At 62.9% G+C, this 24,443-nt stretch carries 25 protein-coding genes; 11 read left to right on the top strand and 14 right to left on the bottom strand.

Features of this window, described 5'->3' with window-relative positions; genetic code table 11:
* The first annotated feature begins 66 nt into the window (after positions 1-66).
* Genes rfbD through rfbC form a run of 4 tightly spaced genes read left to right on the top strand, consistent with a single transcriptional unit; the run spans position 67 to position 3,401 of the window.
* On the top strand, positions 67-939 hold the full coding sequence (gene rfbD / locus VJR29_08580; protein HKY63460.1) for a dTDP-4-dehydrorhamnose reductase: 873 nt from the start codon (positions 67-69) through the stop codon (positions 937-939).
* Positions 936-1,985: a dTDP-glucose 4,6-dehydratase gene (rfbB, locus tag VJR29_08575; GenBank protein ID HKY63459.1), complete on the top strand. Its 1,050-nt coding sequence runs from the start codon at positions 936-938 to the stop codon at positions 1,983-1,985. The genes rfbD and rfbB overlap by 4 nt, the downstream gene beginning before the upstream one ends.
* Positions 1,982-2,869: a glucose-1-phosphate thymidylyltransferase RfbA gene (gene rfbA, locus VJR29_08570; protein HKY63458.1), complete on the top strand. Its 888-nt coding sequence runs from the start codon at positions 1,982-1,984 to the stop codon at positions 2,867-2,869. Before rfbB ends, rfbA begins: the two co-directional genes overlap by 4 nt.
* Complete coding sequence (rfbC, locus tag VJR29_08565) at positions 2,865-3,401, top strand: dTDP-4-dehydrorhamnose 3,5-epimerase (GenBank protein HKY63457.1); 537 nt, start codon at positions 2,865-2,867, stop codon at positions 3,399-3,401. Before rfbA ends, rfbC begins: the two co-directional genes overlap by 5 nt.
* On the opposite strand, the gene VJR29_08560 is transcribed toward rfbC, so the two are convergent.
* From VJR29_08560 to VJR29_08525, 8 genes are read right to left on the bottom strand one after another with little or no spacing between them, the layout of a single operon-like run.
* The gene (locus tag VJR29_08560) at positions 3,393-4,082 is read right to left on the bottom strand and encodes a glycosyltransferase (protein ID HKY63456.1); all 690 of its coding nucleotides are present in this window, start codon (positions 4,080-4,082) and stop codon (positions 3,393-3,395) included. The genes rfbC and VJR29_08560 overlap by 9 nt on opposite strands.
* Positions 4,079-4,801: a glycosyltransferase family A protein gene (locus VJR29_08555; GenBank protein ID HKY63455.1), complete on the bottom strand. Its 723-nt coding sequence runs from the start codon at positions 4,799-4,801 to the stop codon at positions 4,079-4,081. Before VJR29_08555 ends, VJR29_08560 begins: the two co-directional genes overlap by 4 nt.
* Positions 4,798-5,943, bottom strand: a complete 1,146-nt coding sequence (locus VJR29_08550; GenBank protein ID HKY63454.1) for a nucleotidyltransferase family protein — start codon at positions 5,941-5,943, stop codon at positions 4,798-4,800. The genes VJR29_08555 and VJR29_08550 overlap by 4 nt, the downstream gene beginning before the upstream one ends.
* A gap of 5 nt (positions 5,944-5,948) precedes the next feature.
* Positions 5,949-6,635 carry a glycosyltransferase family A protein gene (locus VJR29_08545; protein HKY63453.1) on the bottom strand — a complete coding sequence of 229 codons (687 nt, stop codon included), beginning with the start codon at positions 6,633-6,635 and terminating at the stop codon, positions 5,949-5,951.
* Positions 6,628-7,314 (bottom strand): glycosyltransferase family A protein, encoded by a 687-nt coding sequence (locus tag VJR29_08540; GenBank protein ID HKY63452.1) that lies wholly within the window; start codon positions 7,312-7,314, stop codon positions 6,628-6,630. Before VJR29_08540 ends, VJR29_08545 begins: the two co-directional genes overlap by 8 nt.
* Positions 7,311-8,462, bottom strand: coding sequence for a glycosyltransferase (locus VJR29_08535; GenBank protein ID HKY63451.1), 1,152 nt, complete (start codon positions 8,460-8,462; stop codon positions 7,311-7,313). Before VJR29_08535 ends, VJR29_08540 begins: the two co-directional genes overlap by 4 nt.
* A gap of 10 nt (positions 8,463-8,472) precedes the next feature.
* Positions 8,473-9,510 (bottom strand): hypothetical protein, encoded by a 1,038-nt coding sequence (locus VJR29_08530; protein HKY63450.1) that lies wholly within the window; start codon positions 9,508-9,510, stop codon positions 8,473-8,475.
* A 3-nt stretch (positions 9,511-9,513) separates the two neighbouring features.
* A complete protein-coding gene (locus VJR29_08525) occupies positions 9,514-9,951 on the bottom strand; it encodes a PqqD family protein (protein ID HKY63449.1) in 438 nt (145 codons plus the stop codon).
* Between the two features lie 123 nt (positions 9,952-10,074).
* Here VJR29_08525 and VJR29_08520 point away from each other — a divergent pair, with 123 nt between their 5' ends.
* Entirely contained in the window at positions 10,075-11,442 is a 1,368-nt protein-coding gene (locus VJR29_08520; GenBank protein ID HKY63448.1) for a DUF2142 domain-containing protein, read from the top strand.
* Here VJR29_08520 and VJR29_08515 read toward each other — a convergent pair.
* Both VJR29_08515 and VJR29_08510 read right to left on the bottom strand, forming a co-directional pair.
* Complete coding sequence (locus VJR29_08515) at positions 11,414-12,790, bottom strand: hypothetical protein (GenBank protein ID HKY63447.1); 1,377 nt, start codon at positions 12,788-12,790, stop codon at positions 11,414-11,416. The genes VJR29_08520 and VJR29_08515 overlap by 29 nt on opposite strands.
* Positions 12,787-13,179, bottom strand: coding sequence for a hypothetical protein (locus VJR29_08510; GenBank protein ID HKY63446.1), 393 nt, complete (start codon positions 13,177-13,179; stop codon positions 12,787-12,789). The genes VJR29_08515 and VJR29_08510 overlap by 4 nt, the downstream gene beginning before the upstream one ends.
* Before the next feature lie 87 nt (positions 13,180-13,266).
* Between VJR29_08510 and VJR29_08505 the strand changes: the two genes are divergently transcribed.
* A complete protein-coding gene (locus VJR29_08505) occupies positions 13,267-14,460 on the top strand; it encodes a glycosyltransferase family 4 protein (GenBank protein ID HKY63445.1) in 1,194 nt (397 codons plus the stop codon).
* Here VJR29_08505 and VJR29_08500 read toward each other — a convergent pair.
* On the bottom strand, positions 14,364-15,548 hold the full coding sequence (locus tag VJR29_08500; protein HKY63444.1) for a glycosyltransferase: 1,185 nt from the start codon (positions 15,546-15,548) through the stop codon (positions 14,364-14,366). The two genes, VJR29_08505 and VJR29_08500, sit on opposite strands and share 97 nt — an antisense overlap.
* A complete protein-coding gene (locus tag VJR29_08495) occupies positions 15,541-16,725 on the bottom strand; it encodes a glycosyltransferase family 4 protein (GenBank protein ID HKY63443.1) in 1,185 nt (394 codons plus the stop codon). Before VJR29_08495 ends, VJR29_08500 begins: the two co-directional genes overlap by 8 nt.
* A 34-nt stretch (positions 16,726-16,759) precedes the next feature.
* Between VJR29_08495 and VJR29_08490 the strand changes: the two genes are divergently transcribed.
* Genes VJR29_08490 through VJR29_08470 form a run of 5 tightly spaced genes read left to right on the top strand, consistent with a single transcriptional unit; the run spans position 16,760 to position 22,660 of the window.
* Positions 16,760-17,521: a glycosyltransferase family 2 protein gene (locus tag VJR29_08490; GenBank protein ID HKY63442.1), complete on the top strand. Its 762-nt coding sequence runs from the start codon at positions 16,760-16,762 to the stop codon at positions 17,519-17,521.
* A complete protein-coding gene (locus tag VJR29_08485; GenBank protein HKY63441.1) occupies positions 17,521-18,885 on the top strand; it encodes a UDP-glucose/GDP-mannose dehydrogenase family protein in 1,365 nt (454 codons plus the stop codon). Before VJR29_08490 ends, VJR29_08485 begins: the two co-directional genes overlap by 1 nt.
* Entirely contained in the window at positions 18,882-19,823 is a 942-nt protein-coding gene (locus VJR29_08480) for a UDP-glucuronic acid decarboxylase family protein (GenBank protein HKY63440.1), read from the top strand. The genes VJR29_08485 and VJR29_08480 overlap by 4 nt, the downstream gene beginning before the upstream one ends.
* Positions 19,824-19,826: 3 nt before the next feature.
* Positions 19,827-21,506: an ABC transporter ATP-binding protein gene (locus VJR29_08475; protein HKY63439.1), complete on the top strand. Its 1,680-nt coding sequence runs from the start codon at positions 19,827-19,829 to the stop codon at positions 21,504-21,506.
* Positions 21,479-22,660, top strand: coding sequence for a glycosyltransferase (locus VJR29_08470; protein HKY63438.1), 1,182 nt, complete (start codon positions 21,479-21,481; stop codon positions 22,658-22,660). The genes VJR29_08475 and VJR29_08470 overlap by 28 nt, the downstream gene beginning before the upstream one ends.
* On the opposite strand, the gene pelA is transcribed toward VJR29_08470, so the two are convergent.
* A complete protein-coding gene (gene pelA / locus VJR29_08465; protein HKY63437.1) occupies positions 22,632-23,744 on the bottom strand; it encodes a pectate lyase in 1,113 nt (370 codons plus the stop codon). The two genes, VJR29_08470 and pelA, sit on opposite strands and share 29 nt — an antisense overlap.
* On the bottom strand, positions 23,741-24,443 hold a 703-nt coding region (locus VJR29_08460), incomplete at its 5' end, for a hypothetical protein (GenBank protein ID HKY63436.1). The genes VJR29_08460 and pelA, both read right to left, overlap by 4 nt.

Here is a 24,443-nt window from a genome sequence, read left to right as displayed (position 1 = left end):
AAAATTACGGATCGACTTCAAGTATGGAATATTTTAGACCGAATGACGAGAAATCGGGGATTCGCTATGGCAAGGATCTTGATCAGCGGGGGAGCCGGCCAAGTCGGCAGCGAGCTTCAGGCCTGCTTGAGCCGGGAGCATGAAGTCCTGGCGCCGGCGCGCGAGGAATGGGACCTGAGGAAGGCCGCCATTCCCGCCAAGCTCCGCGAGTTCCGCCCCGACTGCCTGATCAACTGCGCGGCCTTCACCAAGGTCGATTTGGCCGAGAGCGAGCGCGAGACCGCCTGGCTGGTCAACGCGGTGGCGCCGGGCCGCTTGGCTGAGTTTTGCTACGAATTGGGCATTCCGATTTTCCATCTCTCGACTGACTACGTTTTCGACGGACGAAAACCTCCGCCCCATCCTTACTTGGAAAGCGACGAGCCGGCGCCGCTTTCGGCTTACGGTGAAAGCAAGTTGGAGGGCGAGCGCCAGGTCCATTTGAATGCCGGCGATTGGGTGGTGTTGCGCACGGCCTGGGTCTACGGGGCCGCCGGCCGAAATTTCTTCAAAGCCATCTTGGTCAAGGCCTTGCGCGGCGAGCCTTTGAAAGTGGTCAGCGACCAGTTCGGGGCGCCGACTTGGGCGGCGACCCTGGCGGCTCAGATCGTCGCCTTGATCGGCAGCGAGGCCCACGGAGTCTATCATGCCAGCGCCGAGGGATATACGACCTGGTATGAAGCGGCGGTGGAATTTCTCCGCTTGATGGAAGTCGAGGCCGAGGTCGCGCCTTGCTCGACCGCCGAGTTCCCGACCGCGGCGCTCCGTCCGGCCAATTCGATCTTGGAAAACCTCCGGCTCAAAACCGAGGGCTTGAACCGAATGCGCGACTGGCGCCTCGACTTGTCCGATTTCGTGCGCCGCCACCGAGCCGGCCTGATGAAGGAGGCCCGGGCGTGAAGAGCCTCCTCGTCACCGGCGGCGCCGGCTTCATCGGCTCCAACTTCATCCGCTACTTGCTCGCCGACAGCGGCTATCAGGGCCAAGTGCTCAATGTCGACAAGCTGACTTATGCCGGCAACCTCGACAATCTGCGGGGGATCGAGGCCGAGTTTCCCGGCCGCTACCGCTTCGCTCGGGCCGACATCGGCGACTCGACGGCGGTCGAAGCCTTGATTCGTGAGCACCAAATCGACGCCATCGCCCATTTCGCCGCCGAATCCCACGTCGACCGCTCCATCGTCCAGCCCGAGGATTTCCTTCAGACCAACGTCGTGGGGACTTTCCGGCTTTTGGAGCTGCTGCGGAAGCACCGCGACCGGATCGAGCTCTTTCACCACGTCAGCACCGACGAGGTCTTCGGAAGCCTCGGCCCCGAAGGACGCTTCACCGAGGAAACCGCCTATCATCCGAACAGCCCTTATTCGGCGTCGAAAGCCGCGTCGGATCATTTGGTCCGGGCCTACGCCCACACTTACGGTTTGCCGGTGACCTTGTCGAATTGCTCGAACAACTACGGGCCTTATCAATTCCCCGAAAAGCTGGTTCCGCTGATGATCGTCAACGCGCTGGACGGGAAGCCCTTGCCGATCTATGGCGACGGTCGCAACGTCCGCGACTGGCTCTTCGTGCGCGACCATGCCGCCGCGATATGGCTCATCATGACCCGAGGCCGCCGCGGCGAAACTTACAACGTCGGCGGCGGAGCCGAGCGCTCCAACCTCGAAGTGGTGGACACGATTGGCGCCGCGCTCGACCGGCTCAAGCCCGGCCCCAAGGAAGGCTATGCCGCCTGGAAAAAATTCGTCGCCGACCGGCCGGGTCACGACCGGCGCTATGCGATGGATTTTTCCAAGCTGGCCGGTGAATTGGGTTGGCGGCCGGAGGAGAGCTTCGAAAGCGGCATGGCCAAGACCGTCGACTGGTACCTGGCCAATTTGGACTGGGTGCGGCGGGTGCAAAGCGGCGAGTATCGCGAATGGATGCGGAGGCAATACGGACTATGAAGGGCATTATCTTGGCCGGCGGCTCAGCGACCCGGCTCTATCCCATCACCCGATCGGTCAGCAAGCAGCTGCTGCCGGTCTACGACAAGCCGATGATCTACTATCCGCTCTCGGCCTTGATGCTGGCCGGCATCCGGGACATCCTGATCATTTCAACCCCGCAGGATCTGCCCGCTTTCCGCCGGCTCTTTGAGGACGGAAGCCAGCTCGGCCTGAAATTCAGCTACGCCGAGCAGCCCCGGCCGGGCGGCATTGCCGAAGCTTTCATCATCGGCCGCGACTTCCTGGCCGGTGAGCCGGTTTGCCTGGTTTTGGGCGACAATATCTTCCATGGCCATGGCCTGCCCGAGATTTTGCAGCGGGCCAGCGCTTTGGGCGAGGGCGGCATGATCTTCGGTTATCCGGTCAACGATCCGGAACGTTACGGCGTCGTCGAGTTCGACGAGAAAGGGAAGGTGCTGAGCATCGAGGAGAAGCCGGCCCAGCCCAAGTCACGCTATGCGGTCCCGGGGATCTATTTTTACGACGGCCAAGTCTCCGAGATCGCCGGCAAGCTCAAGCCTTCCGGTCGCGGCGAGCTCGAGATCACCGACGTCAACTTGGAGTATTTGCAGCGGGGCCGGCTCAAGGTCCAGCTGCTGGGCCGGGGCTGCGCCTGGCTCGACACCGGAACCATCGATTCGCTCCAGCAGGCCGCCACCTTCATTCAAATTCTGCAAGAGCGCCAGGGCTTGCGGGTGAGCTGCATCGAGGAGATCGCCTATCGGCAGGGTTTCATCGATGCCGCCGGCTTGCGGAGCCTGGCTCAAGGCCTTTCGAAGAACGGCTACGGCCGCTATTTGCTGGAGATCTTGGAAGAGGACGGGATCCGAAATGGCGATTAAGTTCAACCCGACCGAGCTGTCCGAGGTGATCCTGATCGAGCCCGAAGTGTGGCCCGACGATCGCGGCCATTTCGCCGAGCTTTACCATCGCGAAAAATACCGGGCTGCCGGGATCGAGGCCGTGTTTCTCCAAGACAACTTCTCCTTCTCCTGCCGAGGCGCCCTTCGGGGTTTGCATTACCAGCTGAACAAGCCGCAGGCCAAGCTGGTGACCGCGCTGGCGGGCGAAATTTGGGACGTCGCGGTGGATCTCCGCCGGAGCTCGCCGACCTTCAAGCGATGGGTGGCCGCCAGGCTGAGCGGCGAGAACAAACGCCAGCTTTATATCCCGGCCGGCTTCGGCCACGGTTTTTGCGTTCTCTCCGAGACGGCTTCGGTGCTTTACAAATGCTCGGAGCTCTACAGTCCGGCCGATGACCGCTCCTTGCGATGGTCCGACCCGGAGCTGGCAATCGCTTGGCCGGTCCAGGAGCCGATGCTGTCGAAGAAGGACCTGGCCGCGCCGCTCTTGGCCGAGGCTGAATTATTTTGAGGATTGAGCCCGGCGCCGGGCCACCGACCGGCTTAAGGCCCGGAGCATCTCGGCATTGTTCACCAAGGCCAAGTTCGAAAAATTAGTCCGGTGGATCCGCTTCCGGACCAAGACCTCTTCGAGCACCGCCAGCCTTCCACCCTCATCTTGGGCCCGGGCGAACCAATCGACGTCGCCGGCCGACACATAAGACGAGTCGAAAGCCCCGACCCGATCGAAGAAGCTCTTTTTGGCCATCAAGGTGCTCATGATTCGGCCGACGTGGTTTCTTTCGAAGAGCTCGGGCTTGAAGCAGGCTGGAATTTCGGCGCCGGGCTCGCGGAAGAATTCGAAACGGGTGACGCAATACTCCAGGCCGGGATCGAATTCGAAGCGCCGGGCCTGCAGCTCCAGCTTGCGCGGGTGCCAGAGATCGTCATGTTCCAGAAAAGCGATGAGCGGACAGCGAGCCTCCCGAATTCCCTGATTGTTGGCGTCGGGGATGCCTCTGCCGGCTTGGCGAATCACCCGGACCGAAGGGAAGCCAGCCGCGATCTCGAGGCTGCGGTCGGTCGAGCCGCCGTCGATCAAGAGGATTTCCTGGGGGGCCAAAGTTTGGGCGGCCAAGCTTTCCAAGGCCTGGGCCAGATACGCCTCGCCATTGAGCTGGGAGAGGACGACGGCGATCGGCCCAGCGCTCATGAGAGCCTCTTTTGGATCGAAGGAGCCAGCTCGACCGGCCTCAGCGAGGCCGGAGCCTCGCCGCGGTTTCGGCGATTCAGGGACTCCTTGATGATTCGGAGGGTGAGCTGCTCCCGCTGCCGTGAATCGTGGGAGAGGTTGTTCGGATGCTGTCGGTAGTACAGCACCACTCGATCGCTGAGGTGAATCCGCAAGCCTTTTTCCTTGGCCCGGGTGCACCATTCGATGTCCTCGCCCCGCCGATAGCTTGGATTGAACCAGCCGACCCGATGGAAGGCCTCGGATCGGACCAAGGCGCTTCCGAAAGCGAAGCCGCCGAAGGGCTGGCCGAGCGAATCCAAGGAGCCGTCGGCTCGCCGGAGGGCCGGGCCGGTTCTTTGGAGCTGGCCGAAAGCCATGTCGTAGTCCTCAAGGAAAGGCAGCAAGGCCTCGAGATGATCGCCCGGCCAGGCATCGTCGGCATCGAGGAAGGCATAGATCGAGCCGCCGGCCGCCGCGATCCCGGCATTGCGGGCAACCGCAACCCCGGAGTTCGACTGCTGCAAGCAGCGAAGGCCGGAAAAGGATTTCGCCAGCTCGAAGCTCCGATCGGTGGAGCCGTCGTCGATGACCAGGATCTCGAGGTTGGGATAGGGTTGGGCCAGCACGCTTTCGATCGCCTCGGCCAGAAAAGCCTCGCCGTTGTAGACCGGGATGATGACGCTGATCCGAGGCCTCATCCGGCCGCCCTTGCGAGGTTCTTTCGGGCCCGGGGAATGAAGCGTTTCAGCAGGAAAACCGGCACCTGCCATGCATGGTCCAGGCCGCAATAGTTTTGGAGGTAGCGGAGGAACCCGTAAGGCTTGAAGCGATGCTTCTTGCTGTGCTGGGTCCGGTGGTAGCGGTGCCAAAGCGTTGGGAATTCGTCGAGCCATCTTCGCGAGCTGGTTTCAGCCAGGAATTCCCGCCTTTGCCATGGAGTCTCCGGTAAAGTTCGCAAGTCTTTCAGGCAGCTCGCGGGAATCGGCACCCCAAAGCGCTCGCTGAGGTATAGAAAGGTTTGCCGGATCGGCACCACCAGCGAAAGCCGCCGGCCCAGCTCGACGATGCGTTGCCAGTCGATGTCGTCGGAATAGGCCCGGGTCAATCCGACGGCGTCGGCGACCCAGCGGATCGGGGCCACGACGTTCCAGCGGGCGCCGTGGATGCAGGCATGAAAGAGCTGGTCGGTCGGGCATAGCGCGTGGGTCGGAATCCCCTCGATCTCCAGCGGCCGGGCCTTTTCCCAGAAGACGGTGTCGTCGTCGGCGTCGCAGCATTGGTTGAGGACGTGCCAGTGGAGATCCATGCTGTCGCCCTCGGGATTGACGAAGCCGGTGGAGTGGGCGGCCGGCGTGAAGACCTTCTCGGTCACGAAAGCTTGGCGCCAGCCGGCCTGGTGCAGGAGCTCGATGGCCCGAGGCGCGTCGGCGAGCGGAACCAGCAAATCGAAGTCGTCCATGTAGCGGACGCCCAAGTTTCGATAGACGGTGAAGGCCAGGCTGGCCCCCTTGAGCAAAGCCGTGGGGATTCCCTGCCGGTGGAAGATGTCGAGGACCTTGGCGACCCGGTGGATGACGCGATGATTCCGCGCCCAGCTGTAGCGATAAACTCCCTTGAGCCGATCCATCAGCGGGTCCTTCACGCCCAAGCTCAGGAGGTTGCGGTAAAGCAGCGGGACCAAGCGGAAGCCGGCGTAATCGATGTCGTCGATGTCGACCCGGGACTTCCATTGTTGCCAGGCGTCGATGGCTTCGGATCCCTCGAGGACGGCGGCCTTGAGCAGCAGCTCGTGGTCGGAATCGGGGAAACAGGTGGTTGGAAAGCCAATGGCGGTCGACATAGCGGTCAGCCTTGTACGGTTTTTCGCCGCCGGTCAAGAGCGGCTTTCACCACTTTAAGATAATCTTGGCGCCGGTGCTTTTCGCGACGGCCGAAATTGTCCCGGTGGATGCGCCGGAAGAGGAGGGTCTCGGGGAGGACCCGCGATTTCAGGCCCCTGGCTTGAGCCCGGTCGAACCATTCGATGAATTCGCCGGCCCGAAATTCGGGGCTGAAAAGCCCGACCTCAAGCAGGGTCGAGCGGCGGATCAGGAGGGTTCCCGGCACATAGCCGGCCATAAGCTCCTCGGGACATTGCAGCTTCGAGCGCTCCCCTTCGTCGAGCTCGGGGCTGAAAAAATGGCGGACTTGGCCGAAGACCATGTCGATCCCCGAGTCCTCGGCGAGAGCCCGGGCTTGGATTTCCAATTTCCCGAGCGGCCAATAGTCGTCGGCATCGAGGAAGGCCAAAAGATCGCCGGTGGCGGCCTCGATCCCGCGATTGCGGGCCGCCGCCGCGCCGAGGTTCGCCTGCTGAAGCAGCTCGACGCCGGGTCGGCGGGCCAAATTCGCGCTCCGGTCCTGGGATCCGTCGTCGATCACCACGACTTGGCTGGGCCGACGGCTTTGGCCGAGGACGCTGTCCAACGCCTCGGCCAAATAAGGCTCGCCGTTGTAAACCGGGACGATCACGCTGATCGAGGCTTCAACCACCGGCACTCCGTTTCCGCTTGATCCGTTCGAGCATGACTCGGTGCATCTCGCTTTGCATGGAGGAGTAGTGATTGGATTCGTTTTCGCGATGGCTTCGCTTGAGGAGCAGGACCTCGGGCAGGAATACCCGGGGGCTCAGGTCTTGGGCCCGGAAAAACCAATCGCCGTCGCTGGTGAAGCGGTAGGCCGGATTGAAGAAGCCGACCTTCCTGAAAAATTCGCGATCGATCAGGATGGTTCCGGGGCAGAAGCCGGGATGGGGCCGGTCGACGAGCTCCTGACGGATCCACACCGGTGGCGGGCTGCCGGGCTCGAGGAAGAGGCGTTGATGGGCGAAGACATAGCCCAGCTCCCGGTGGCTCCTTAAATAGTCGACTTGGATCTCGAGCTTGTCGGGCGTCCATTTGTCGTCCTGATCGAGAAAGGCCAAGTATTCGCCTTGGGCCTCGGTGACGCCGCGGTTGCGGGCCACGGCCACACCCCCGCGTTCCTGCCGGAAGCAACGGACTCCGCCATAGCTCTGGGCGATCTCGTAGCCTCGGTCCGAGGAGCCGTCATCGACGACGATGATTTCGATCGGCCGGTAGTTTTGGGCCGAGATGCTGGCCAAGGCCTCGCCCAAATAAGCTTCGCCGTTGAACAGGGGCACGATCGCGCTGACCAAGGGCCGAGGATTCACGACCGGGCCTCCTTCGGGGTCTCGCATTCGCCGAGCATTTGGCAAAGCCGGTCGCGGGCCGCCGCCGGCGAATAATTCCGCTCGACCCAATCCTGGCCGGCGGCCGAGAGGCTTTTCCAAAGGGATTCGTCGCGAGCCAGCTTTTCGACTTGGAGGGCGAATGCCTCGGGGCCGGCGGCCGACAAAATGTTTTCTCCGGGCCGCAGCTCCATTCCCTCGATCGCGGTGGAGGTGGCGACCACCGGCACGCCGTAGCCCATGCTGGCCAGAATCTTGCCCTTCACCCCGGCCCCGAAGCGCAGCGGCGCCACCGACAGCCGGGAGCCGGCCATGGCCTCGCCCAGGTCGGGGACGAAGCCCCGGATCAGAATCCTTTCGGAGCCCCGAGCCAAAAGCTCGGGCGGCGGATTGCTGCCCACCACCTGAAGCCGGGCCGCGGGGAGACGGGGGACGATGAGGGGGAAAATCTCGTCCAAAAAATAAAAGACCGCGTCGAGATTGGGCGGATGGTGAAAGGCCCCTAGGAACAGGATGTCTTTCCCCGGCCGGGCATCGCCGGCTCGGCGATGGACTTCATGGACGTTGGAGAGCAGGAAGATGCGGGCGCCGGGACATTCCCGGGCGAGGAATTCCCGTTCCTCCTCGGTCACCGCCAGCGTGAGATCGGCGTGGCTAGCGCAGAGCAGCTCGCTCTTCTTCATCGCCAAGGCCTGGCGGAGGTGGAACAGGCTGCCGGAAAGCTTGGCTTCCCGAAACAGCCGCCGGTGGTGAAGGTCGACGGTGTCGTAGATTAGAGCGGCCTGGGGCGCCAGGCGGCGCACCGATTGGAAGCAGTATTGAGCCGCGTAGGCTCCGCTCAAGATCACCGCGTCGTACTCTCCGCCGGCCCGCTCCAGATGGCCGCGCAGGGGCTCGGGCTCGGGGCCGCCGGGGACCTCGATGCCTTGGCTTCGGAGATAGGCGACGGCTTCCTCGAGGCTCCCGTCTTGGTGCGGGAAGTGGTCGGTCCTCGGCAGAAAGGTCGCTTGGTGGCCGAGCTCGCCCAGGCCGCGCAGCAGGCTGAAGAGCCGCAGCGCGCCGCCTTCGTGGAGCGGCGTGAGGACGTAGTCGGTCACGGCGAGAATCTTCTTGGCGCGACGAATGCTCATCATAATGAACTTAGAGCTTGGCGAGCAGCTCTTGAATCACTTCCGGGATCTTCGCCGTTTCCCGGCCCAAATGAAACCGGAATGCCGGAAGCCGCTTGGCCATGCCGGCCAGCCGCGGAAAAATTTCGTTCCCCGATCCGGGGAGCTGAACCAAGGTGCTCGGAGCCAGGGCTTGCAAGGCTTGGATCGGCGAGATCGGCTCGAAATGGCCGCCGCCCTTTTCCTGGGAGACCCCGGGAATGACCAGGGCCTTGAGCGAAAGCGAGGGCGTGAGGCGGTCGGCAAAGCGGGGCCAAAGCCGAAGCAAGGCCTTCTCGTCGGGATCGCGGCCGGGGTTGAAGATCGAGGATTTCAGCTCGGGCATCCAATCCAAGGAATCGGCGTTCAGCTTGGCGGTCGCATAGAGACTGTGGGCCCGCGGCGCCTCGGTGTCGAGCAAGACGTAGTCGTCGCCGGCGAAGAGCAGCGGAGAGAAGAGGGCGCTGGCGGCGGTCGTCGACTTGCCGAGCCCGCCTTTGCCCGTGATCAATAGCCCGCCTTCGGCATCGCCGATGGCGGCTCCGTGGGCCAATTGGCGGTTCCGCTGCAAGGCCCAGGCTTGGAAAAGGTAGCGCAGCGGAGCGCCCGATTCGTAATAGGGCAGGGCCTCGGCCCGGCGGACCCAAAATATGCCGCGCCGGCGGCGGCGATGCCACAGGTTCAGCGCGTCGGGGCCGTGCTGGTAGGCGGTCCAGACCTCCTCGTCGCTGAATTCCGGAATCTCGCCCTTGCCTCGGTAGTATTCGAAGCGCCAGGGCGGCGGCAGCATCTTCACCCCGCTGCCGGCGGAGTCCCAGGCCAAGAAGGTGAAATCCGCTTCGGCCGGGGCATCGATTTGAAGGTGAGTGAGGGCCGGCAGAATTTTATCGGCCAAGGCCTCGCCGGCGATTCGGAAGCGGAGGCCGTCGCCGCCGACTCGAAAAGACTTTTCAACCTCTCCGACCCGCGAAGCGGCGAGCTCGAATCGAGCTTCGACTTGTTCGAAATAAGCGGCGGGATCGACGTTCATGCCTCAAGAAGCGTTTTGCTTGGTCATCGGCCATCCGGCCTCGTCCACGTCATGAATCGGATCGAGGAGCAGCAAGTCCTGCATGTCTTCGTATTTGAGCAGGGTCGGTTTTTCATAGGGCCGGGAATCGCTCCGGCTTGGGCTCTCGGCGCCGGCGCCGGGACCGTGTCCTTCGCGGCCGACGATCAGATTTTCCTGGAGGAGCCGGGAGAAAAATTCTTCGACGTCGGATTGGGCGTCTTTGATTTTCAAGTTGTAGAGCCGGCAAAGATTTTCAACGATCGCGGCTCGCGAGGCCTTGCCGGCCAATCCCTGCCATAAGGTTCCGCCGGAAGCATTCAAGCTGAAATAGTTGCCGGATTCGAGATTGATGATGATCGTTTCGCCGTCGATGGTTTCGCTGATGACCTTCGGCGCGTTGACTTGATATTCTTTTTCCAACCGGAACCCTCCCATCCAATTGCGCCCAAAGGCTTATTACAGAAAGGGTTTTATTGTCAAAGTCCCTCTGGGGTCGCGGCCAAATTCGTTGCAATGCCGCCGAAATATGAATAACACCTCGGGATGCTGGGGTTTTTTGGCAAGGCCGAAAACCTGTTTTTGCTGATCGGCCTGATTTTCGGCCTGGCCTTCAGCGTCACGATTCCGCCCTTCCAAGTGATGGATGAAGAAGCTCATTTCTATCGAGCCTACCAGCTCGGGCAGGGACAACTCTGGCCGGAGCGAAGCGGAAATTCCCTGGGCGGCGAGCTGCCCAAGAGCTTGCCGTTCCTGCGCCAACCCTTCGAGCGGCTGGGCTTCCATGCCGAGCGCAAAACCAGCCTCCAAGAGTTGAGATGGGCCTGGACGGTTCCGTTGGACCGGAAGGATCGGGCCTTCGTCGCCTTCCCGACGACCGCCCGCTACCCGCCATTGCCCTATCTGGGCGGAGCGGTGGCGGCGGCGCTCGGCGAACTCGGGGAAATGCGGCCGATGGCCATTCTCCACTTGGGCCGGCTGCTCCATCTCCTCCTTTGGATCGCGGTGATCTATGCGGCTTTGCGTCTCACCCCGGTGTATCGCTGGCTCTTTTTCGCCTTAGCGCTCCTGCCCTCCTCGGTTTATTTGGCCTCCGGAGTGTCGGCCGATGGGCTCAGCAACGGGCTTTGCTTTTTATTCAGCGCTTGTCTTTTTCGTTGGGCCTTCGGCCTCGAAGATCGGATCGGCCGGCGGCAATGGCTGATCTTCACGGCCTTGGCTTTGCTGCTGGCCGCCGCCAAGCCGGCCTATGTCCTGCTGGTCTTGGCCTTTCTCATGATCGCCCCGCGAAAATACGCGAACCGGGAATGGCCTTGGCTCTTCGCTCTCTCGGCGATCTCAGCCATCGGCTGCCAGTTGCTTTGGCTGGGGATCGAGGGCCGGATGGCGGTGACCCTGCGGGGCGAAGCCACCATGTCTTATGCGATCCAGAAACAGTTCGTGCTGGAGCATCCCCTCGTCTTCTTGCGTTTGGTGATCGACTCCTTCCTCGATTACGGCTCGGGGGTCCTCGGCGGCTTCGTCGGACGCTTCGGTTGGACCGAGTACGGCGTTCCGAGCTGGATGCTGGTGGCGATCCCGCTGGGCCTCATTGCCATCGCCCTGGGCGACGGCGATGAGGTGGAAATCGGAGCCGGCCCGAAGATCGTGGCCGCCTTGATCACGGCCGGGCTCTTCCTCGTCCTCTGCCTTTCGCAATTCCTCACTTGGACGCCGGTCGGAATTCCGATCATCCAGGGCTTGCAGGGGCGCTACTTTCTGGCGCTGGCGCCGCTCGGCTTCCTGGTCTTTCACAATCGCCGCTGGGCTTGGTCGGAATCGGCCGAGCGGCGGATGCCCTGGGCGATGCTGGTCTTCAGCGGCGTTCCGCTGGCGCTTTCGATTTTCAGGACCGTGACTCGCTACTATTTCTGAGCAGGACCAAGAAAACCATGCTGGGCCAAGCCTGCAGCAAAAGGCGGTTGAGCGATTGGTCCAAATGCCAGCGAAGATCGAAGGGGCTGAGGAGATAGGCTCCGAAGTACCCACCGATCAGCAGCGCCAAGGCCAGGGCCGAGCATCGCCAAGATCGATCGCCGGTCCGGCGCCGCCAAAAAACGAAGGCGAAAAGCGCGAGCAGGATGATCGGACCCAGGATGAAGTGGTCCGGATGCCACCAAATTTCCCGATAAAAACTTTTCGCGATGATCCAGTGGCGCTGCGGGTCGAGGATCTTTTGGAATAAAGTCAGGCCGGGAAGGGCGGCGGCGCCCGGCATCGGCGGCGGCCGGTCGGGCAGGCTCCAGCGGAAATAGGAATACATCGCCACCCAAGGCAGGAGGCCCAGACCGAAGGGCAGGCCCTCGCGCCAAAGCGCCCGAAATCGCCTTTCGACCAAAGTCGTGAGGAGCTTGGCTCCGACCAAGGCCAAGACGAAGATCACTCCCTCAACCTTGGTCCAGGCCGCCATCCCGGCGCTGATCCCGGCCAAGAGCATCCAAGCTCGATTTTTTTTCGGGTCGCGGTCGTAGAGAGCGGCCAAGACGAAAGTGGCCAGGAAGTAAAAGCCGATCGGCACGTCGGCGCAGAGCGAGGCGGCGTGAATCGCGAAGAAGGGCTGGCCGAGAAGAAGGGCCGCGCCGAGCCAGCCTTGGCTCTTCCCATCCAAGATCCGCAAGGAGCCGCCCAGCACCGCGAGCGTGGCGACGGCATAGGCGGCCGCGATCCATTGAGTGGCTTGGATCGATTCCCGAGCCAGGGTGTTCCAGGCTTGGACGACGATGGAGGGGAGCAATAAGGGGTAGGTCCCGTGAGTCGTGCGCCAGGAAAAGGCTTGGCGCCATTCCTCGCCGGCGCGGAAGAGAAATCGCGCCCGCATGTTCCAGAAAATCCAAGCATCGTATTGGCCGTGAGGCAGGCGCCGGGCTTCGAGCAAAAAAAGCGCCACCGCGATGGCCAACAAAGCCAAGGCAATGAGCATCAAGGCCCGGTTCGGGCTAGGGCCGGCGGCTGTGAGCCAGGCCTGGGCCCGACATTTCCGGCGCAAGAGCAAGACGGCGAGAATCGAGATGCCAAATAGCGCGACCGCGAAACCCGCAGCCCGCGGTCCCCAAGCCAGCATCCAGGGGAAAAAGGCCGAGCCCAGCAGCCCCAGGCCCAGCCCGTAGCTCAGGCCGCCGAAGAGGAGCCCGGCGCCGGCGTCGCGGGGCCGCGCCAGCAGCCCGAGCCAGAGAGCTCCGAGCAAGAGGGGCAGGATCCAGCTGACGAGGAGGATCGAGCTCAAGGCCGCCCCCGGCGATAAAGATCCAGATCCTCGCCCAGCTTTCGCGAAAGCGAATAGCCGCGCAGGGTCGGCTCGCCGCGAATCGGGGCAGGCCCGTTCCAGACCAGCCATTCTTGGTCGAGGCGGTCGGTGATCAGGGTGGGAGCCAAGGTATATTGCATTAAGCGGAAGCCGGCGTGGTCGCCGACGTGGAAGGCGTCGGGATCGCCGGCATAGCTCAGCACCGCCGGCAAATTCGGATCGGCCCGAAGCCGGGCGTAGCGGCGCTCGGACTCGCCGACCCAGTCGGGTTCGGAGCGGCGTTCCCAGGTCCGGCCCAGCGCCATGAGCCCATTGGCGATCCCCAGGGCCAGGATGAGGTAGAGCAAGATCGATCGAGTCTTTGCCATGGTTTCTCGAATCAAGGTTTCATCCAATAACAGCGCTTATTTCTATTGCCAAGGCTCTCGTTTGCTCCTAGCTCTTGGAGGATGCGCTTGCTTTTTCTGTCGCAGAGCTGCCCCTATCGCGAGGGCGGGATGGAAACCCGCTCCCGGGAAATCGCGGTTCGGATCGCGGGTCAGGGGCACCAGGTGACTTACCTTTGCGCCAAGACTCGGGTCGACGAAAAATCCGAAGAGCGCCGCGACGGGCTCCGGATCCTCCGCAAGAAAATCCTGCCCGACTTTCTGCTCAAGCACTTTCCCTTTCCCAGCTACTTCACTTTGGCGATGGCCAATTGGCTGATGGGCTTTTACCTGTGGCGATTTTTGCGCCGCGAAAGCTTCGATGCCATCCGGGAGGAGGTGGCTCCGGTCCCGGTTTCGGGAATTTTTGCCTTCACTCGACTGAAGACCCGCCGGGTGGCGGTCATTCACGGCTTGCCGGTGAGCCGCCGGCTTTGGATTCAGCTTTATGGAAGGCTATTCGGCCTCTACGGCTATGCGATGGAGCGGGCTCTGCGCCGCGGCCGCCTGGCCTATGACGGAATCGTCGCTCCGGCGAATTGGTACGCCGAAAGCCTGCGGGCCGAGGATTCCTTGCGAACGCCGGTCTTCTCGGTTCCCAACGGCGTCGATTTGAAGGATTTCAAGCCCGCGCCGGCCCCGAAACCCAAGGACCTTTTGCTGCGGTTGCTTTGCGTCGGCCGCTTGGCGCCCAACAAAGGCCATCGCTACCTGCTCGAAGGCTTGGCCCGGGCTCAAAAGAGCGTTCCGGGCTTGCGACTGACGATCTTGGGCCAGGGAAACCTGGAGCCGGCGCTCCGGCGCCAAGCCCGGCATTTGGGGATCGAGCGCTCGGTCGATTTCGCGGGCTACATTCCGGAGTCCGATCTGCCGGCCTTTTATCGGAGCTTCGACCTTTTGGTCATGCCCTCGCTGCTGGAAGGCTTCAACATCGTCTTGCTGGAGGCGATGGCGGTGGGGCTTCCGGTCCTGGTTTCGGACATTCCGGGATTTCGCGACGTGGCCGACGAGGCAACGGCGACCTTTTTCGCTCCGGCCGACCCCTCGGATCTGGCCCGGAAGCTGATTCCGTTGGCCGGCGATCCCGAAGGGGCCGAGGCGATGGCCCTTCGCGGTCTGAGCCGGATTCAAGGTCTGAGTTGGGATGAGATTGCTTCGCTCGAGCTGAGCTTTTTGTCGGACGAGCCTTCGGCCCGGCAGAGCCCGGCGGCGATGCGGGCATAATCCCGAATTCGCTCGTCGCGATCGAATTCAGCGGCTTTTTTCCGCAGCAAAGCCGGATCGATCGGCGATTCCAAGGCTCGCAGCACCGTTTCGGCCAGCTGTTTCGGCGAGCCCATCGGCGCCAAGTATCCGATCCGACCGCCTTCCAAAACTTCCCAAGGCCCATGCGGACAATCGGTGCTGACCACGGTGGTCCCGCAGGCAACGGTCTCGGCGATCACGTTGCAGAGGCCTTCGGTCACCGAGGACAGAACCATGACGTCGGCCCGCGCCATCCAGGCATAGGGATTGTCGACGAAGCCGGGCATCCGCACTTGGCCCTCGGCGCCGAGCTCGCGAATCCGTGCCTCCAGCGGCCCCCGCAGGCTGCCTTCCCCTAGGATGAGGAGCCGGCAGGGTCGAACCCGGCGAATTTCCACGAAGGCGTTCAGTAAGCTGAAGAAATCTTTCTGCGGCTCGAGTCGCCCGACGGCCAGCAGCAGGGGCGAGGATCGATCCCGATACCAAGGGTCGTCCAAGGCTTCGGCGGCGCGGCGCGCCACTTCCGGCCCAATGAGCGGGTTGTAGATGACTCGAATCCGGCTTTTCTCGATTCCGAAAGCTTGATGGAGGTCCTTGCCTACCCCGTGGGACACCGCCACCAAGCCGTCGGCCCCGGGATACAAATGACGCACGGTCCATCGATAAGCCAAGGCATAGTACCAAGGGCTGATCTTGAGCACTTCCGAGGGAGTGTTTTGCTCGCTGACGCAGAAGCGAGTGGCCGGCCGCCGCCATTTCTTCGCGAGCAGCGCGACCAAATTTTCCCGGGGCAGGAAGGAGAATAAGACGTCGGGCCGCTCGCGACGCAGGTAGCCGAGCAGCTTGAAAAAGCTCCCCACCGGGGTTCGGGTATTGAAAGCGTGAACCGAAAGGCCGGCCGGGACTTGGTTGAGGTAGTGGCCTTCCTTGCGGGCCAGGAGCAAATCGGCGGCCCAGCCCTCCCGGCGAAATCCCTCCGCCAGGTTGAGCGCCACTCTTTCGGCCCCTCCGCCGTGAAGATTGTTCAAGAGGAAAGCCGCCTTCAGCGGCTTGGATCCTTCAGCCATGGGCTCGAGCTTCCTTTCCTTGGGGGCCAACCATTTTTGCCAGCTCCAAAGCCGAGATATTTTCCCAACGGTAGGCATGGGCCTTGGATTGGGCCAGCCCCGTCATTTTCGTCAGCTCCGGCCGATGCTCCAAGGCCCAGCTCAGCTTGGCCGCCAAATCCTCGGAGTCGGCTTTGGTGAAGAAGAGGGCTGACCTCTCGTCCAAGACTGAGCGGAAGGCCGAGATGTCGCTGACCAAGACCGGCAGCTTGCCGGCCATGGCCTCGAGGAGCGCCAGCGGCAGCCCTTCGAAGAGCGAAGGCATGACGAAGAGGTCATGGCCGCGGTAAACCTCGGGCATCGCCTCGGACGGGCGCGAGGCTTCGAAAGAGACCCGGTCGGCGATCCCGAGCTCCCGGCCGAGCTCGATCAGAGCCTCGCGGAGCGGACCTCCGCCGTAGATCGAGAGGCGGAGCTCCGGATGCTTGCCGGCGATTCGAGCCAAGGCTTCCAATAGAAAGCGGTGGCCCTTGATCTCGACCAGGCGGCCCACCGCCAAGATCCGGGCGCCGCTGCGGTTTTCCGAACGGTCGTCAAAGAAAGCTCCTCCGACTCCGTTGGGAATGAACTCGACTCGGTTGGCGATGGCGGCATGTTTTTGCAGCTCCTCGGCGAACCATTTCCCATCGCAGACGATGGCGTCGTAGCGCAGCCACCCGCCGCGCAAGAGCCGGTTCATCAGGTAACCGACGGTCCCAAAGGCCCGGCCGTAATAGTCGAACCAGAGCCCGAGGTTCGGGGCCAAATTGTGGACGATCGCCGAGCGCTGAATCCCCGGGAAGCGGATCAAGGCCAGGAGACCCGAAGGCGGCACCGGCGAGATGTCCTCGCGCAAGGCATCGAAGCGCTCCTTGCGCAGCAGCCGGAGGAGATGAAAGGCCAGGAAGAGATTGGCCGCCGCCAAAGGGAGGTAGGAGGGGTAGGGGTATTTTCGCAGCAGAAAATCGGGCAGGACTTTCTTCTGCAGGATCCGCACCCCCTCCCAGGACAGCTCGGCAGGGTCGCCGGGACTGGTCTTGGCGCAGAGCACGGTCACTTGGTGGCCAAGGGCCGCCAAATGCCGGGCGACCTCCCGATTCCGGGTTTCGGCGCCCCCCTCCTTGAGGGGAGAACTCTGGCAAAGAAAAAGCAGTTTCATATCGTGGCCAAATGTTTTAGCCCCTTAACCGGAAATGCCAAAGCTCTCCATCATCGTCCCGGTCTTCAACGAAGGACCCCGGCTGGAGGAGGTGATCCGCCGGTTGATGAAGTCTTCCTGCCCTATCGACCGGGAGTGGATCTTCATCGACGACGGCTCGAGCGATTCGAGCCTGCAGGTCCTGAACCGGCTTGGCCAGGAGTATGGCTTCACCGTTTTGGAGCAGCCGACCAACCAAGGCAAGGGAGCCTGCCTGATTCGAGGCATCGCCTTAGCCACCGGCGACTTCATCATCTTTCAGGACGCCGATTTCGAGTACGACCCTGGGGAAATTCCCTTGCTCCTCGATCCACTGCTGCGCGGAGCGGCCGACGTGGTTTACGGCAGCCGGTTCAAGAAGTCCTCGTTTCAGGTGCATCGGACCTATCACTATTTCGTTAACCGCTGCCTGACCTTGCTGAGCAATTTTGCTTCCGGAATGTATTTATCCGATATGGAAACGTGCTACAAGGTCTTCCGAGCCGACATCTTGAAGAATATGAAGCTGCGTTCGCAAAGATTCGGCATCGAGGTCGAAACGACGGCTTATTTGGCCAAAATTCGGGTCCGGGTCCTCGAGGTGCCCATTTCGTATTTTCCCCGGTCCCGGCTCCAGGGTAAAAAGATCGGCTGGAAGGACGGCTTCGCGGCTCTCTTTCATCTGGTGCGATTCAACTGGCTGACCTCGCCCCAACAGGCGTTTTTGGAGATTCCGAAGGACCATGGCTTTCAACAGCCTCTTCTTAAGGAGCCTTGATGAAGATTGGCGTGATCGGCACTGGCTACATCGGTCTCACGACCGGCGCCTCCCTGGCCTACCTGGGCAATGAGGTGGTCTGTCAGGACCTCGACGAGGCCAAGGTTCGCCGTTTGCAAGAAGGTCAGCTGCCGATTTTCGAGCCCCATTTGGCGGAATTGGTGGCTGCGGCTTCTCCCCGGCTCCGTTTCACGACCCGTTCGGCCGAGGCCGTGGCCGACTCCGATTTCGTCTTCATCGCGGTGGGAACGCCGAGCCTGGAAGACGGCAGCCCCGATCTGGGCCCGCTGCGCGAAGCCGCGACCCAGATCGGCCATCATCTGGGCTCCAAGCCCACCGTCGTGGTGAACAAGTCCACCGTGCCGATCGGCAGCGGGAATTGGGTGGCGTCGATGATTCGCGAGGCCATCCGCGAGCATCGGCCCGACATTCCGGAGCCCCGTTTCACCGTCGTTTCCAATCCCGAATTTTTGCGGGAGGGATCGGCGATCCATGACACCTTCTTCCCGGACCGGATCGTGATCGGCGGCGAAAGCGCCGAATCGATGGAAGCCCTGCGCGACCTTTACCGGCCGATCCTGGCCCAAGACTTCCGGGTGCCGCCGGGACTGCCGGCGCCCGAAGGGAAGCGCGCGACCGCCTTGGTCAGGACCGACTTGGCCTCGGCCGAGCTGATCAAGTATTCGGCCAATGCCTTTCTGGCCCTGAAGATCAGCTTCATCAACGAGATGGCCTTGCTTGCCGAAAAGGTCGGGGCCGACGTGCGGGACGTCGCCAAGGCCACCGGCCTGGACCGGCGGATCGGAGCCGAGTTTCTGCGGGCCGGGATCGGCTGGGGCGGCTCCTGCTTCGGCAAGGACACCGCCGCTCTCATGTCGACGGCCCGCGAATACGGCTTGGCCCTCAAGACCGTCCAAGCCGCCCGCGAAGCCAATGAGCGCCAGCGCGAGCTGGCGGTCGAAAAATTGGCGGCCGAGCTCAAGATTTTGAAGGGCCGCAACGTCGCCTTGCTGGGCTTGGCTTTCAAGCCCCACACCGACGACATTCGCGACGCGCCGGCGCTGGAGATCGTTCGGCGGCTGGTCGAGCGGGGCGCGGCGGTCCGGGTCCACGATCCGGTGGCCCGCTCCGATTTCCCCGGCCGTTTCGGCGGCGGCCAGGCCCGGTTCTGCGCCGAGGTCGAAGAGGCGGTGCGCGACGGCGACGCGGCGATCCTGGTCACCGAGTGGCCGGAATACCGGAGCCTGGATTGGCCGAAGCTGGCCGGCCTGATGAAAAGGCCGCTGATCCTCGACGGCCGAAACTTTCTGGACGGCGCGGCCTTGGAAAAAGCCGGCTTCCGTTACCTGGGGATCGGCCGATGAGAATCCTCATCACCGGTGCCGCCGGTTTCCTGGGCAGCCACCTGGCCGACCGAGCGATCGCTTCGGGCCACCAGGTGATCGCCGTCGACAATTTCCTCACCGGCCGGGAAATCAACCTCGCTCACCTGCAAGGGAATCGGTCTTTCCAGCTTTTGAACCGGGACGTCATTGCGCCGCTCGAGCTCGATGGCCCGGTCGATTGGATCCTGCACTTCGCCAGCCCGGCCTCGCCGCCCAAATACCTGCGCTTTCCGGTCGAGACGATGCGGGTGAACGGCGAAGGGACCCTCCATTTGCTGGAGCTGGCCCAACGCAAAAAGGCCGGCTTTCTGCTGGCCAGCACCAGCGAGGTTTACGGCGATCCGATGGTTCACCCCCAAGTCGAAGGCTACTGGGGCAACGTCAATTCGGTGGGGCCCCGAGCGGTTTACGACGAGAGCAAGCGTTTCGCCGAGGCCCTCACCGCCAACCATCGGCGCCAGACCGGCCTCCCGACGAGGATCATCCGGATCTTCAACACTTATGGACCGAGGATGGACCCGGAGGACGGCCGGGTGGTCAGCAACTTCATCTGCCAGGCCCTGCGAAACCGCCCGATCGAAATCTATGGCGACGGCCGCCAAACCCGGAGCTTCCAGTTCGTCGACGATTTGGTCGAGGGAATCTTCCGCCTGCTCGAAGTCGATTATTCGGACCCGGTCAACCTCGGCAATCCCCAGGAGTTCACCATCGCCGATTTCGCCCACTTGGTGAAGGCGCGGACCGGCAGCGCCTCGAGCTTGGTGTTCAAGGATTTGCCGGTCGACGATCCCCGCCGGCGCTGTCCCGACATTTCGCTGGCCCGTCGGATTTTGGGCTGGAGCCCCCGGGTCTCGATCGAAGAGGGCTTGGGGCGGACCATCGAATATTTTCAACAAGAGCTTCGGCGGGCGGGGTAGGCGATGTCGCGTTGGCAGGATTGGAAAGAGTACGCCGCTTATTATCCCCGGTTGAAATCCAAGCTGGCCTTGATCCTGGGACTCTCGGGCCTCCAAGCGATCCTGCTGGTGCCGATCGCCCTCTTGACCCGCCGCATCTTCGATGAGCTGCTGCCGCGCGGCCAATTTCTGCCGCTGGCCCTGAGCGCCGGCGCGATCCTGCTGCTTTACTTCTCGAGTCACGGCGTGGCCCTTTACAACCGCTACCTTTGCCTGCAAATCTCCAAGCGATCGATCCAAGGCCTGCGCAACGACCTGATCGAGAAGATCTACGCCTTGTCGCGCCATTTCTTCACTCACGGCGATCACGCCAAGATCCATTCGGCCATCGTTCAGGATACCGAGCGGGTCGACGTCCTGACCAATGCCGTCGTCTCGATGCTGCTGCCCTCGATCGCGGTCGGTTTGGCCCTCTGCCTGGTGCTGCTCTACCTCAATCCCTTGCTGTTTTTGGTGACGGCGCTGGCGGTTCCGCCGCTCTTCCGCCTGGCCCAGAAAATGAGCGCCAAGGTTCGGCGGAAGGTGACGCTCTTTCGGCGGGACTTCGAGGACTTCAGCAGCGGGATTTTCTTCGCGATCAAGAAAATCGATCTCACCCGGATGCAGGCCGCCGAGGACTCGGAAATTCAGCGGCAGCAGGGCACCGTCGACAATCTCCGGCGCACCGGCGCCTCGATGGCCTGGGCGATCAGCCTCTTCGCGGTCATTCAGAACAGCCTCGCCGCCTTGGTCGGCATCCTGGTCTTGCTGGTCGGAGGCTGGCAGGTTCTGCGCGGCCATGCCAGCGCCGGCGACCTGCTGTCCTTCTACGTCGTGTTGGCCTTGCTGCGGGAGCAGGCCCGGGTCCTGGGCGAATCGGTTCCCCAAGTCGTCGCCGGCGAAGAGTCCCTGCGCAACTTGTTCCGGATGCTCCGCATCGAGGAAGCCAGCCCCTACCGCGGGACGCGCAAGACGACCTTCGGCGGGGTGATCCGGGCCCAAGGCCTGGTCTTCGGTTACGACCGCGGCGAAGTCCTGAAGGGCGTGGACTTCACGCTCGAGCCCGGCAAGGTCTTTCTGCTGGCCGGACCCAGCGGCGCCGGCAAGAGCACCTTGCTCAAGCTCCTGCTGGGCTTCTACAAGCCGAGGGAAGGGAGCTTGAGCGCCGACGGCATCGGCTACGAGGAGCTCGATTTCAAGAATTTCCGGCGCCAGATCGGCATCATCCTGCAGGAGCCTTTCCTTTTCTCCGGCACCATCGCCGAGAATCTGCGCTACGGCTCCTCCGACTTGAGCGACGCCGATCTCGTGGAAGCCGCCCGTCTCGCCGCCGCCGACCAATTCATCGCCGGCCTTCCCCAGGGCTACGAGACGCCGGTCGGCGAGGATGGCATTCAGCTCTCCGGCGGCCAAAGTCAGCGGATCGCGCTGGCCCGGGCCCTCCTCAAGAAACCGGCCATGCTGATCTTCGACGAGCCCACCTCGCATCTCGATAATTTATCGGTCCACAGCCTCATCGAGAACATTCGCTCGATTTCCCAGCGAGCCACGGTGCTGATCGTCAGCCATGACCAGAGACTTTTCGCGATGGCCGACCAGGTCTTCTACTTGGATGACGGCCGCTTCAGGGAAACGCCATGGGAGATGAAAAACTTCGGGTCCTGATCGTGATCGGCAGCCTGGCCCGGGGCGGCGGCGCCGAAAGGGTGGCCGCGACTCTGGGCAACCAGCTGAAGGCCCGGGGCCACGAGGTCCACAGCCTGACCTTCTATCGAGCCGAGAACGCCCACCCGGTCGAGGGAGTCGAGCACTGCTTCGAGGAGCGAATGGTTCGAAGCACGCTCGACGCCGGCTGGAAGATGGTCCAGCGGGCCTGGAAAATTCGGAAGCTCTGCCGAAAGCATCGGATCGACCTGACCGTCTCTTTCATGGAAGAGGCCAATTTCTGCGCCTTGTTCGCCAAAATCTTCTTCTTTCAGCGAAAGAAGGCCATCGTTTCGGTCCGCAACAATTTCCGGCACAGCGGACGGCTCTATCGTTTCTTGATTCGGCTCCTCTATCCCGCGGCCGATCGAGTGGTGGCGGTTTCCCGCCAGATCGAGGCGATGTTGAAGGGCGACTTCGGGCTTCGGAACACGGTCACCATCTACAATCCCATCGATGCCGACATCGAGGCCAAGGCGGCCCAGCCGCTGGAAGAGAGTTATCGCTGGCTCGGCCAGCGCTCGACGGTCTTCGTCGCGGTCGGCCGGCAGGTCCGGCAGAAGGGTCACTGGCATTTGATCCGGGCCTTTCAGCGGGTGGCGCCGCGGCGTCCCGAGGCGATCTTGATTTTATTGGGGTCGGGCGAGCTCGGCGAAAAGCTGGAAGGCTTGATCGAAGCCTGCGGCCTGAAGGGCCGGGTGTTCCGGCTCGGATTGCACAAGAATGTCTTGCCATTCCTGCGGGCGAGCGACTGTTTCGTCATGTCGTCTTTGTGGGAAGGCTTGCCGAACGCCATGATCGAAGCTTTGGCCGCCGGCCTGCCGGTCTTGTCGGTCGACTGCTCGACCGGGCCGCGGGAAGTTTTGGCTCCGGGGCTGGCGCTGGATCAGACGGTGAGCTATCCCCATCGCAGCGCTTGCGGGACCTTGCTTCCGCCGCTGCCGGGCGAGGAATGGTTCCTGCCGATCGAGCGCCGGCCGCTCTGCCAAGAGGAGGAAGCCCTCGCCGAAGCCATGATTGCCTTCGAAGCCCCGCCGGAAAAACGGCCGCCGCCGGAGTGTCTCGAGCGCTTCGGGATGGACGGCATCATGGAGCGCTGGCTGAGCCTTTTTTGATGGAATCCAACAGCTCCCGCGGCCAGTCGCCGAACCATTCGTAGCCGGTCCGGCGCTCCCGCGGCAATTCGGCGTAGTCCTCGACGATCTTTCCCTCCATCGTCGCCAGCAGAACCCGGTTGTCGTGCAGACCGTAAAATCGCGCCCAGAGCCGGCCCGCCGGGTCGGCCACCAAGCGGCGATCCCAATGGCTGGTATGGAAGCGATAATGCTGGGTCTCGGCGGCGAAAGTTTCGAGCCGCCACCCTTTCCGCTCGACTCGAGCCAGCCAGCCGGCCCCGGCTTCGATCGCGGCGGCGATTTCGGGCGAGACCGGATCGAGCTTCATCAAGTATCGGAGGATTCGGACCGTCTCCCGCGAGTCGAGAGCCGGCGGCTCGAAAGCTCGGCCTTGAGCCGGCGCCAGGCTTTGCATGTCGTACTGTCCGGCCCAACCGCTGAGGATGCCGTTTTGCCGGACTTGGAGCCGTAATAAGCAGGCGTCGCCCCGGACCACCGCTTCGGCGGCTCTTTGACGCAAAGCCGGCTCGATGAAATCGAAAGGCTCGGCTCCGGCCGCCACCTCCCGCAATAGCGACAAGGCATGGACCATGACTCCATCGGCGATGGTCAGATGGGACTCATAGCGGCTGCGCGGCGGGACGGTGTGAGGCCAGCCGCCGCAGCCGGGGTCTTGCTGGGCCAGGATGAACTCGAGGCCGCGAAGGCTGCCGTCGCGATAGGCCGAATGGCCGCTGCGGCGGTAAGCGGCGGCCAAGTAGCGGACCTGAGGAAAGATATTTTCGTTGTCGAAGCTGCCGCCCGGCAGCAGCTTCTGGAGCCGGACCTTGAGCTTTTCAAATCCGCCCAGGATCCGAGTCGGGTCGAGGTTTTGGCGCCAGCCTCCGCTGTAACGCTGATAGCGCAAGAGATTGTCGGCGATTTCTTCAAACTGATCGGGCCGGTACCGGGCGTCCTCCTCGCCGTGCAGGTCGCGCCAACGCTTGATGCCTTCGGCGAAGCCGTCGAGCGGGATCTCCGCCGGCTGGACCCGGCCGGGGAGGACCGCGAGAAGCAAGATCGCGATGGCGAGGGCTCGTCTCATTCGGCTCTCGCGAACTCCTCCGGCGCTCGAAGCCAAAGGAAGGCGGCGAACAGGCCCAAGGGCCAGAGTTGAAAGTAGAGGCGGTCGAGCGAAGTGCTCAGATGCCAGGGCACATCGTAGGGGGTCAGAACGTAAACGAAAAAGTAACCCAAGGCCATCAGGGCCAGGGTCAGAAAAGGGAAGCGCCAGAGCTTGGATGCCCCGGGGTTTCGGCCCACCGCCGCCGCGTAGATCAGCAGAGCGACCGGAAGCCCGAAGCGCCAGCGGCCGAAGCGGGGCAGGGTCTCGACCCAGGTCTTGGCGATCACCCGGTACCTTTCCGGGTCCGACAATTTTTCGACCCAACGGGTCCAGTCACGGCTGAACAAGTCGCTGGGCGGAGCGAGGGTGGCTCGGAAATAAGCCACCGCCAGCAAGAAGGGCGCGGCGCCCAGCAGCCAGATCGCCAGCTCGCCGGCGATTTTTCGGATGGAATCGGAACGTAAGCGACACAGGACGCGGGCCGTCAGGATCACCGGTATCAGGAGCTGGCCCTCGTTCTTGGTCCAGGCCGCCATTCCCGCGAGCATGCCCGACAGGGCGATTTTGGCAGCGGAGGGCGAGGCGTCGCGGTCGCTCCAAGCCCACAAGCCCACCGAGCCGAGAGTGTAAAAGGCCAGCTCGATGTCGGCATATTGGGAGGCGCCGTGCTCGGCGAAG

This window comes from bacterium, assembly GCA_035281585.1.
GTDB lineage: Bacteria > UBA10199 > UBA10199 > DSSB01 > DSSB01 > DATEDP01.
This window is presented reverse-complemented; position numbering and strand designations above follow the sequence as displayed.

Excerpts from the sequence above, each read along its gene's own strand:
- VJR29_08500 (HKY63444.1), bottom strand. The coding sequence starts at position 15,548 with ATGGCTGAAGGATCCAAGCCGCTGAAGGCGGCTTTCCTCTTGAACAAT.
- VJR29_08470 (HKY63438.1), top strand. The coding sequence starts at position 21,479 with ATGGGAGATGAAAAACTTCGGGTCCTGATCGTGATCGGCAGCCTGGCC.
- pelA (HKY63437.1), bottom strand. The coding sequence starts at position 23,744 with ATGAGACGAGCCCTCGCCATCGCGATCTTGCTTCTCGCGGTCCTCCCC.
- VJR29_08475 (HKY63439.1), top strand. The coding sequence starts at position 19,827 with ATGTCGCGTTGGCAGGATTGGAAAGAGTACGCCGCTTATTATCCCCGG.
- VJR29_08520 (HKY63448.1), top strand. The coding sequence starts at position 10,075 with ATGCTGGGGTTTTTTGGCAAGGCCGAAAACCTGTTTTTGCTGATCGGC.
- VJR29_08485 (HKY63441.1), top strand. The coding sequence starts at position 17,521 with ATGAAGATTGGCGTGATCGGCACTGGCTACATCGGTCTCACGACCGGC.
- VJR29_08530 (HKY63450.1), bottom strand. The coding sequence starts at position 9,510 with ATGAACGTCGATCCCGCCGCTTATTTCGAACAAGTCGAAGCTCGATTC.
- VJR29_08495 (HKY63443.1), bottom strand. The coding sequence starts at position 16,725 with ATGAAACTGCTTTTTCTTTGCCAGAGTTCTCCCCTCAAGGAGGGGGGC.
- VJR29_08490 (HKY63442.1), top strand. The coding sequence starts at position 16,760 with ATGCCAAAGCTCTCCATCATCGTCCCGGTCTTCAACGAAGGACCCCGG.
- rfbD (HKY63460.1), top strand. The coding sequence starts at position 67 with ATGGCAAGGATCTTGATCAGCGGGGGAGCCGGCCAAGTCGGCAGCGAG.
- VJR29_08560 (HKY63456.1), bottom strand. The coding sequence starts at position 4,082 with ATGAGCGCTGGGCCGATCGCCGTCGTCCTCTCCCAGCTCAATGGCGAG.
- VJR29_08535 (HKY63451.1), bottom strand. The coding sequence starts at position 8,462 with ATGAGCATTCGTCGCGCCAAGAAGATTCTCGCCGTGACCGACTACGTC.
- VJR29_08550 (HKY63454.1), bottom strand. The coding sequence starts at position 5,943 with ATGTCGACCGCCATTGGCTTTCCAACCACCTGTTTCCCCGATTCCGAC.
- VJR29_08555 (HKY63455.1), bottom strand. The coding sequence starts at position 4,801 with ATGAGGCCTCGGATCAGCGTCATCATCCCGGTCTACAACGGCGAGGCT.
- VJR29_08480 (HKY63440.1), top strand. The coding sequence starts at position 18,882 with ATGAGAATCCTCATCACCGGTGCCGCCGGTTTCCTGGGCAGCCACCTG.
- VJR29_08510 (HKY63446.1), bottom strand. The coding sequence starts at position 13,179 with ATGGCAAAGACTCGATCGATCTTGCTCTACCTCATCCTGGCCCTGGGG.
- rfbA (HKY63458.1), top strand. The coding sequence starts at position 1,982 with ATGAAGGGCATTATCTTGGCCGGCGGCTCAGCGACCCGGCTCTATCCC.